Source organism: Microcystis sp. M090S1 (assembly GCF_020246295.1).
Classification (GTDB): Bacteria; Cyanobacteriota; Cyanobacteriia; order Cyanobacteriales; family Microcystaceae; genus Microcystis; species Microcystis aeruginosa.
Map to the genome: position 1 here is coordinate 1 of NZ_JADBTF010000131.1, position 9,760 is coordinate 9,760.

The following is a 9,760-nucleotide window of genomic DNA, read 5'->3' on the forward strand; positions in this document are numbered from 1 at the left end:
AGGGGGGATTAAGGGGGGATCCCCCCGCCTATCGGCACCCCCCTTATCAAGGGGGGCAGGGGGGATCGAACCTAAAATTCATTTTTAATTTAATTGTAACCAGCTACTTAAAATCAAAGGTTCGTTCCAATCAACTAAAACCCTTGTGTTTGGTGAGGTGGGAACCCTAACCGTAGTATGATTGAACAATGCGAAGACTCACAATGACTCGACCCGACGACTGGCACCTTCATCTCCGCGATGGTGCGGCAATGAAAGCGGTTCTACCCCATACGGTGCGTCAGTTTGCCCGTGCCATTATCATGCCGAATTTAAAGCCACCAGTGCGCTCAGTCGCTGATGCTGCCTCCTATCGCGAGCGCATTCTGGCAGCAGTTCCAGAGGGTCAACAGTTCGAGCCACTGATGACCCTATATCTCACCGATAATACCAGTCCCGAAGAAATCGTGGCGGCGAAAGCCTCCCAGTTTGTCAAAGCGGTGAAATACTACCCAGCCGGTGCGACAACTAATTCCGACTTGGGGGTGACGGACCTTCGTAGGTGCGATGGCGTTTTGGCAGCGATGGAGCAGCTGGATATGCCGCTACTACTGCACGGAGAAGTTACCGATGGTGATATTGATGTGTTCGATCGAGAGAAAGTGTTCATTGAGAAGCACTTAATCCCACTGATAACAAGATTTCCCAAACTGCGGGTGGTGTTTGAACACATTACCACTGCCGATGCGGTCAAGTTTGTTCTATCTGCTAACAACAATGTCGCCGCCACAATTACGCCCCAACATTTATTATTTAGCCGAAACATTCTCTTTACTGGTGGCATTCGTCCCCATTTTTATTGCCTGCCGATTTTGAAACGAGAGGATCATCGTTTGGCACTTTTGCAAGCGGCAACATCGGGCAATCCCAAGTTTTTTCTAGGGACCGATAGCGCGCCCCATTCTCGCTACAGCAAAGAAAGTTCCTGTGGCTGTGCGGGTTGTTATTCGGCTCTGCACGCCCTAGAGTTGTACGCAGAAGCCTTTGAGAGCGTTGATGCGATCGATCAACTAGAAGGGTTCGCCAGCTTCCACGGTCCAGATTTTTATCAACTCCCCCGAAATACCGAACAAATCACCTTAACCAAAACCCCTTGGCGCATTCCCGATGAATTGCCATTTCCCGAATCCGGACTGGTGCCGTTACGAGCGGGTGAAGAGATAACCTGGCAATTAGGGGAATAAAAACCGCCAGTTTTTATAGTTGCGGTCAAGAATTCACGATTATTTATTTCCCGTGACAATGAGGAGGATCGATGCGGTTGGCAAAAATTGCCCAAAGTACCATGAGCGGCATCGGCAACAAACAGATTAGCCATTGATGACCGGTTAGGGTCGCCGTTGCAAACAGACTGTTCATCACCCCCCATTGGCTAAACAAAATTTGTAGGGCAACAGCAGCCACAATCCCCAAAATTAGGATCGGTGCATTAGTGATCGACGTTGACTGACGACGCAGGTAGTTAACTAGGCTCATCCCTAATTGGCTGATACTGAGCAGATAGATAACCCGTGCTGCCACAAGGGATTGAATTGCCATTGTGCGGGCAACGGCAATATCTCCTGTGGTCGATTTAGCCCACTCAAACATACCAAAAATCAGAATCCAGTTAAACAATGAAACAGCCAAAATTCGGCGCAATAGTTTTTTGGTGATCAAAGGTTCATTGGGATTGCGTGGTGGTGACTGCATAATGCCGGGGGATTTTGCTTCAAAGGCCAGGGGAACAGTCATCGTGACCGAGTTGATCATGTTCAACCAGAGTACTTGTAGGGAGAGAATCGGTAAATCTCGTGCCAGTAAAGTACTGATCAGAATGGTCATCGATTCGCCACCATTGACAGGCAAGAGAAAAGATATCGCTTTGCGTAAATTTTGATAAACGGTGCGTCCTTCTTCGACAGCGGCCTTGATCGAGGCAAAGTTATCATCAGTGAGGAGCATATCAGCAGATTCCCGGGCGACTTCCGTTCCTCCTTTCCCCATGGCAATGCCGATATCGGCCTGCTTGAGAGCCGGCGCATCATTAACACCATCGCCCGTCATCGCCACGATTTCTCCTTGGGACTGGAGTACTTCCACCAGTTGCAGTTTTTGGGTAGGGGCAACCCTGGCAAATACCGATCCATCTTCAACCGCTTGGGCCAGTTGATGATTATCCATTTGCGCTAATTGTTTTCCCTCAAATGCTAAGACTTGTGCTGCCGTTTTAATGCCCATCCGTTCCGCGATCGCCCGCGCCGTGACAAGATGATCACCAGTAATCATCTTGACGCGAATCCCAGCACTTTGACAGGCATGAACGGCAGCGATCGCCTCTGGACGAGGCGGGTCAATCATGCCCTGTAATCCTAGAAACACCAAGCCTGTTTCGATATCCTCATGGTCGATAGAATGCTGATGGGTCGCGGCTGCTTTTTTGGCGAAGGCAAGCACCCGTAAACCCTGCTCTGCCATCGTTTCTACCGCTTGCTCGATCTGTTGGGCGTTCAGCACGGTCATCTGACCATAGCGATCGATCATCTGGGAACAACGACGCATTAGCGACTCAACCGATCCCTTGACATAGATCAGACGAGGTATCCCATCATGCAGGGTTGCCATGTATTGGTACTCAGATTCAAAGGGAATTGCATCCAATCGTGGGGTTAAAGACAATAGCCCCAATTGACTGAGACCTGCTTTGGCAGCGGCCGCAATCAGCGCCCCTTCCGTAGGATCCCCCACCACTGACCAATCTTCTCCCGTTTGTTTTAGCCCGGAGTCATTACAAAGCAAACCAGCTACCAGACAATCCCCTAGGGCCGGGGGCAATTCCTCTGCAAAGGGGCTGCCAGGGTTGCCATCGGTGATCAGACTAATTTCGCCCTTGGGACTATAGCCACCACCACTAACGGCGTAATATTGCCCTTCAGTATAAATGGACTGTACAGTCATTTGATTTTCGGTCAGGGTTCCGGTTTTGTCAGAACAAATGACGGTCGCACTCCCCAATGCTTCCACTGCGGGCAGTTTACGAATAATCGCATTGCGACTGGCCATGCGGTTGACCCCAATGGCCAAGGTAATCGTTACCACTGCCGGCAGCCCTTCTGGAATCGCACTCACTGCGAGGGCAACGGCAGCTTCAAACATATCGATCCAAGATTTCCCCCGTCCTAACCCGATGGCAAAGGTCAAGGTTGCTAGGGTCAAAATTGCGTAGAGTAGGGTGCGGCTAAATTGGGCAAATTTACGGGTCAGGGGTGTGCTAAGGCTGACTCGGCTTTCCATCGACTGAGAAATCTGCCCCACTTCGGTGGCATTGGCCGTAGAGACAACAATCCCTTTGCCCTGTCCAAAGGTAACAAAACTCCCTGCGTAGGCCATGTTTGTCCTTTCTGCTAGGGGCGTATCCCCGGGTAAGGGTTCGATCGCTTTTGACCCGGGCAAGGATTCCCCGGTCAAGGCAGACTCATCCACCTGCAAATTGCGGACTTTCAGCAGCCTCAAGTCCGCTGGTACTTTATCCCCCGATGCCAATAAAACGATATCTCCTGGCACCAAATCCTGAGATGGAATCCGGAGGGTTTGTCCCTCTCGCAACACGGTCGCTTCTGTGGTTACGGCTTTGGCTAGGGAAGCGATCGCACCTTCCGCCTTAGCTTCCTGCACATAGCCAATAATGGCATTGATCAGGGTAACTCCCCAAATCACCGAGGCATTCGTCCAAGACCCTAAAAATGCCTTAATAGTACCCGCAAGCAAGAGAATATAGAGTAGCGGCTGATGAAATTGCCCCAAAAATCTCAACCAAGCTGGTTTCCCCGGCTTAAATCGCAGTTCATTCGGGCCATATTTTTCGTAGCGACTGGCCACTTCTTCTGCTGATAAGCCCGCTGACCCATCGCTGGTCAAGTATTCAATCACCTCTGGTTGAGAAAGTTGATGATACAAGGGCAATGATAATTGAACTGGCATCATGCTCTCCAATATTTAGGGTTTGCGGCAAAAAGTTTTTCCTGGGGAAGTGGGGAAGTGGGGAAGCTGTCTCATCACCCTATCACCCCAAAACCCTATCACCCTATTTATTTCCTGACGACCGACGACCGACGACTGACGACCTTAAGCTCTCGTCTTATTTTGATAATAATCGCGGGTTCCCTTGGCATCTAGGGCTTCACCGAGACGAGCAATGGCCTGGGCGTAGGCGGCGTTACGCAGAGATGTATCGAACTCCTGGGCGAAAGACCAGACTTTTTCCGCTTCTGTCACCATTCTTTCTTTTAAGCGCTCATTGATCTCGTTTAATCGCCAATAAAGACCGCTGCGATTTTGCACCCATTCAAAATAACTCACCGTTACCCCACCGGCGTTAACCAAAATATCGGGGAAAACGAGAATCCCTTTTGAGTCTAAAATGCGATCGGCTTCTGAGGTAGTCGGACCGTTGGCCACTTCAAAGATATATTTTGCCCGCACGCGATCGGCATTTTCGGCGGTAATTTGGTTTTCTAGGGCAGCCGGAATCAAAACATCCACATCTAGGGCTAATAATTCTTCATTACTAATCGCTTCGTGTTCGACGATATTACACACAGTACCCTCACAGTAAATAGCAGTAATTCCGCGATGTTCCTGTTTATACTCACGAATGCTGGCAATATCTAGGCCTTTTTCCCGATAAATGCCGCCCTGGGAATCACTTACCGCCACCACTTGATAACCGGCTTTGGCGAGGAGATCCGCCACTACGGCCCCGGCGTTACCGAATCCCTGAACGGCTACGGTAGTATTAGCGGGTTTTTTGTCTAATTTCGGCAAAAGAGAATGAATAACATGAAAAGCTCCCGTTCCTGTCGCCGTATCGCGGCCACGACTGCCTCCCATGGTTAAAGGTTTCCCCGTCACCACCGCTGGACTAATTTTACGCTGAATGATGCTGTACTGGTCCATCATCCAACCCATGATCATCTCGTTGGTATAGACATCGGGGGCAAGAATATCGACATCGGGACCGATAAAGTCGGCTATACCCTCGATATAGCCCCGGCTAAGACGTTCTAACTCGGCTTTTGACAATTCTTTCGGATTGAGGGTAATGCCGCCCTTAGCCCCACCAAAGGGCAAATCCAGCAGGGCGCATTTAAAGGTCATCCAAAAGGCTAGGGACTGCACCTCATCAATGCTGACGTTGGGATGATAGCGCACCCCTCCTTTGCCGGGGCCGCGGGTGTCATCGTAGCGGACGCGGTAGCCTTGGAAGATTCTCAGAGTGCCGTTGTCCATCCGGACGGGTATGGAGACGCTGAGACTAGCTTTGGGATATTTTAACCGCTCGATCGCATCATCGGAAATGGAGACATACTTAAGGGCGCGTTCTAGGCGACTGCTGGCATCGGTAAAGAGTGATTTCGACATGATTTTTTTCCCCCTATCTATCCCCATTAGAACATGAAAAAACAGTATATTTCGCTACAGTTTATTTTTCTTAATTAACCATAGACAGGAATTGCCGACAAGTATTCTCAAACAAGGTTACTTGAGAGATTTTCCAGTACATCAACTACCCTACACCCTACACCCCACACCCCACACCCCACTTCCCTATCACCCCACTCCCCCATCCCCAACCTGCAACTAAAAAAGGGAAAGAGCTATGCTCCCCCCCTTTTTTGATAATTTATTCAAGACGATTGTAGATGCACAGCAATCGAGGCTGAAATTACATTAAGCCTAATTGAGCAAGGATACCTTTGTGGGTTAAGTATTCCGTAGCTACGCCAATAACGAAACCGAGCATGGCTAAACGACCATTCCAGTTTTCAGCGAAAGCGGTGAAGCCGAGTTTGTTTTCTTGCTTATCCATGGTGAATTGCCTTCCTATAATAAAATTGCATTTGATTCAAGTGCTTGATATTAAATGTAACATAACTTCCCAGACTATGCAACATTTGTTTACATAAATTTTATTAATGTTGACCATAAACTTTTATGGGGGCAGGGTCAAGGGTGGGCAATGGCGGCCGAAAATCAAGCCTGATCTTAGTTCTAGGGCTAAATAACGGTTTTCCCATCCCTGACCGAAAAAGATTACAATCAAGCGAAAGGTCAAGAATCGATCGCCATCGAGCGAGGAGTGAATATGCGCGCCTTACTGATTTATCCCGTTTTTCCGCCGACTTTCTGGTCTTATAACAAAATTCTGGAATTAGTTGATCGCAAAGTCTTACTTCCTCCCCTTGGTATGGTGACGGTGGCGGCGATTTTACCGCAGCAATGGGAATTTAAACTGGTTGATCGCAATATTCGGGCAGTGACAGAAGCAGAATGGGACTGGGCCGAAATAGTGATTCTTTCCGGCATGATTGTGCAACGTCAAGATTTAATCGAGCAAATTCACGAAGCCAAGCAACGGGGTAAACTGGTGGCCGTGGGTGGTCCCTATCCCACTTCTATCCCCCACGAAGTGGCCGAGGCCGATTTTCTGATTCTCGATGAGGGAGAAATCACCATCCCGATGTTTGTGGAAGCATTGGCAAGAGGAGAAACTAAAGGTGTTTTCCGCACCACAGAAAAACCCGATGTGACAATTACCCCGATCCCACGCTACGATCTGCTCGATTTTGAAGCTTATGATTCCATGTCGGTACAATTCTCGCGCGGATGTCCCTTCCAGTGCGAATTTTGCGATATTATCGTTCTCTACGGTCGTAAACCCCGCACCAAAACCCCCGCACAATTATTAAAAGAATTAGATTATCTCTACGAGTTAGGTTGGCGCCGGGGCGTGTTCATGGTGGATGATAATTTTATTGGCAACAAGCGCAACGTTAAATTACTCCTCAAAGAATTAAAAGTTTGGCAAGAAGAACACCAGTATCCTTTCCGGTTTAACACGGAAGCATCGGTGGATTTAGCCGCCGATCCCGAATTAATGGAAATGATGGTCGATTGTTACTTTGATGCGGTCTTTTTAGGTATTGAAACCCCCGACGAAGAAAGTTTACAATTAACCAAAAAATTCCAAAATACCCGTAGTTCCTTAACCGAGACGGTAGAAAAGATTATTAAAGCCGGATTGCGCCCCATGGCGGGATTTATCATCGGTTTTGATGGCGAGAAAAAAGGAGCGGCCGATCGCATTATTAATTTTGTCGAAGAAGCGGCCATTCCCACGGCTCTATTTGGAATGTTACAAGCTTTACCCAATACCGCCCTATGGACTCGCTTGGAAAAAGAAGGACGACTAAGATTAACGGGGAAACAGGACATTAACCAAAGTACCCTGATGAATTTCGTTCCCACCCGGCCGATCGAAGATATTGCCACGGAATATATTGAAGCCTTCTGGAAATTGTACGATCCGGAGGTATTTCTTGATCGCACCTATCGCTGTTTCCTGAAATTAGGGGCACCTAAAGCGAAACCAGCCTTTAAACTGCCTCGCCGGGCCGATCTCTATGCCCTAGCGGTAATTATCTGGCGACAGGGCTTTAAACGGTCCACTCGCTGGAAATTCTGGCAGAATTTATTCGGTATTTTGCGCCATAATCCCGCCAACGCCGAACACTATATCACTGTCTGCGCCCACAACGAGCATTTCCTGGAATACCGTCAGATTGTTCGGGATGAAATTATGGCACAATTAGCCGAATTTCAACGCCAAGAGGCATTAACATCGGAAAAAACCGCCATAGCGGCCTAATTAGGGTATGCTGAAAAAGTTTTTCCTGGGGGCAGGGTGTGGGGTGTGGGGTGTGGGGTGTGGGGTTTTACCGGTTTTGAGGGGGCCAATTACCTAATTTTCAGGAAAAAAGTCCCGGAATTTTCCCCCTGATCACTCCCATGCCCGGTACTTTTTGATTGACAAAAAGTCTAAAAGTCTTACCCAACAAGGTTTTTAGATTTATTCAGCAGCTCCTAATTATTCCGAGGATGGGTTATTTACCCATCCTTAACATTTTCTGTCCTGATGGTGGACGATCGATAAATCAATAATATTCCTATTTTCTGGTTAAAAATTCCCTCAATCTCTGCCAAAGCAATTCAGTATAAATTCTTAATTTTCTAGATATAATTACATTTTTTCCCTAAAATGTTAGCTGGAATACTGAATAAATCGAGAAAATCTGGATAAAGCCAGTATTTTTAGCTCCTTAACCCTATCAATCAAGCTAAAATCAATGATTACTCGTCAAGAACTTAAGAAACTACAATCCCTAGCTCAAATACCCGCCCTTTCCATTCTCTTACCTACCCATCGCACCTCACCGGATAACAAACAAGACCCTATTCTCGTTAAAAATTTGGTCGATGAAGCAAAGCACCGATTATCGGCAGAATTCTCTAAACGTGAAATCGAACCTTTGTTCGAGCGCCTCGATAGTCTAGTGGCTGAAATAGATTATCCTTATACTCTAGATGGATTAGCTATCTATATTGGTCCGGATATTGCCGAGCTTTATAACTTGCCTTTTTCTGTCCAGGCAAGAGTTGTCATCGATAAAACCTTTGCCACACGGGATTTAGTTTATGGATTACATCGAGAACAACCCTATTGGCTGTTACTATTAAGTCAGGGTTCTACTCGTTTAATCTCAGCTACAGGAGAAACTCTCGAAGAAATTTGCGATCAGAATTTTCCCTTAGAAATGACTGGACCGGGGGCTACCGCACCACTGCCCTTTGATGCCGATACCAGTTATCTAGATGATAGAATCCGGCGATTTTTCCAACAGGTAGATAATGCTCTGGGTGAATACATTGATGATTCTTCCCCTTTGATTGTGGGTGGAGTGGTTCGTCAAATTTCCTTCTTTCAAGAAGTTTCACAGTACACATCAGCAATTGTTGGCACTTTAACCGGCAATTTTGACAAAACCTCACTGCCAGAATTAATTCCGCAAGTATTGCCGATTATGCATTCAGTGCGTCAGACTCAAAAAACTGAAGCCCTGCAAGCTTTGGACGCGGCAGTCAGCGCTCAAAAAGTTATCTCTACCCTGGGAGAAGTGTGGCGTTTAGCGCAGGAAGGTCGAGGAAAATTGTTATTAGTGGATAAAAATTACCATGTACCCGCAGTTTTAAGCGAAAACGGTGATTTGATACTGGTGGAAAACGTCGGTGGTACGGAGGTAATCGATGATGCAGTGGATGAAATTATCGAAGTGGTATTGGCCAAGGGAGGACGTGTAGCTTTAGTCGATGAAGATTCCTTGAACGATTACCAAAAAATTGCCTTAATTTTGCGTTATTAGACCTAATGGGCCGTTTCACAAGCCCCAATACTAACCCATTGACTAGAACCATCAGACCAGTATTCTTTTTTCCAGATGGGGGCATTATGCTTGAGAGTATCAATAGCATAACGACAGGCTGCGAAAGCTTCCCCCCGATGGGGACAACCCACCGCTACTAAGACGCTAATTTCCCCGATTTGTAGCTTACCGGTGCGATGGTGAATGACAACTCGATTGGTATCGGGCCAGGTTTGCCGAATTTGCCCGGCAATTTGCCGGAAAACCTCGATCGCCATGGGTTCGTAGGCCTGATAATCAAGATAAATAACCGGTTTACCGTCGGTTTGCTCCCGTACAGTGCCACTCATTAGTACAATAGCACCATTAGCCCCATCATCGGCTAATTGATATACTTCCTGCAAAGATAAGGGAGCAAAACTGACGCGAAAACTATCTGGTGTCATGGATGAGGTGATGGGGGTTGGGTGTGGGGTGTAGGG

The 9,760-nt window shown here is 47.5% G+C and carries 7 protein-coding genes; 3 read left to right on the top strand and 4 right to left on the bottom strand.

Annotated features, from left to right (window positions below):
• The first annotated feature begins 188 nt into the window (after positions 1-188).
• Positions 189-1,223: a dihydroorotase gene (pyrC, locus tag IM477_RS05930; RefSeq protein WP_287730902.1), complete on the top strand. Its 1,035-nt coding sequence runs from the start codon at positions 189-191 to the stop codon at positions 1,221-1,223.
• Positions 1,224-1,266: 43 nt separating this feature from the next.
• On the opposite strand, the gene IM477_RS05935 is transcribed toward pyrC, so the two are convergent.
• From IM477_RS05935 to IM477_RS05945, 3 genes are all read right to left on the bottom strand, one after another.
• Positions 1,267-3,999, bottom strand: a complete 2,733-nt coding sequence (locus IM477_RS05935; protein WP_287730905.1) for a cation-transporting P-type ATPase — start codon at positions 3,997-3,999, stop codon at positions 1,267-1,269.
• Positions 4,000-4,143: 144 nt separating this feature from the next.
• On the bottom strand, positions 4,144-5,439 hold the full coding sequence (locus tag IM477_RS05940; protein ID WP_287730903.1) for a Glu/Leu/Phe/Val family dehydrogenase: 1,296 nt from the start codon (positions 5,437-5,439) through the stop codon (positions 4,144-4,146).
• Positions 5,440-5,743: 304 nt separating this feature from the next.
• Positions 5,744-5,905 carry a CAB/ELIP/HLIP family chlorophyll-binding protein gene (locus IM477_RS05945; protein ID WP_487353236.1) on the bottom strand — a complete coding sequence of 54 codons (162 nt, stop codon included), beginning with the start codon at positions 5,903-5,905 and terminating at the stop codon, positions 5,744-5,746.
• Positions 5,906-6,163: 258 nt separating this feature from the next.
• Between IM477_RS05945 and IM477_RS05950 the strand changes: the two genes are divergently transcribed.
• Both IM477_RS05950 and IM477_RS05955 read left to right on the top strand, forming a co-directional pair.
• Positions 6,164-7,726, top strand: coding sequence for a B12-binding domain-containing radical SAM protein (locus tag IM477_RS05950; RefSeq protein WP_004163193.1), 1,563 nt, complete (start codon positions 6,164-6,166; stop codon positions 7,724-7,726).
• A gap of 478 nt (positions 7,727-8,204) precedes the next feature.
• Complete coding sequence (locus IM477_RS05955) at positions 8,205-9,278, top strand: AOC03_06830 family ribosome hibernation factor (protein ID WP_287730904.1); 1,074 nt, start codon at positions 8,205-8,207, stop codon at positions 9,276-9,278.
• Between the two features lie 2 nt (positions 9,279-9,280).
• On the opposite strand, the gene IM477_RS05960 is transcribed toward IM477_RS05955, so the two are convergent.
• Positions 9,281-9,724 (bottom strand): molybdenum cofactor biosynthesis protein MoaE, encoded by a 444-nt coding sequence (locus IM477_RS05960; RefSeq protein WP_004163195.1) that lies wholly within the window; start codon positions 9,722-9,724, stop codon positions 9,281-9,283.
• Positions 9,725-9,760: the final 36 nt, after the last annotated feature.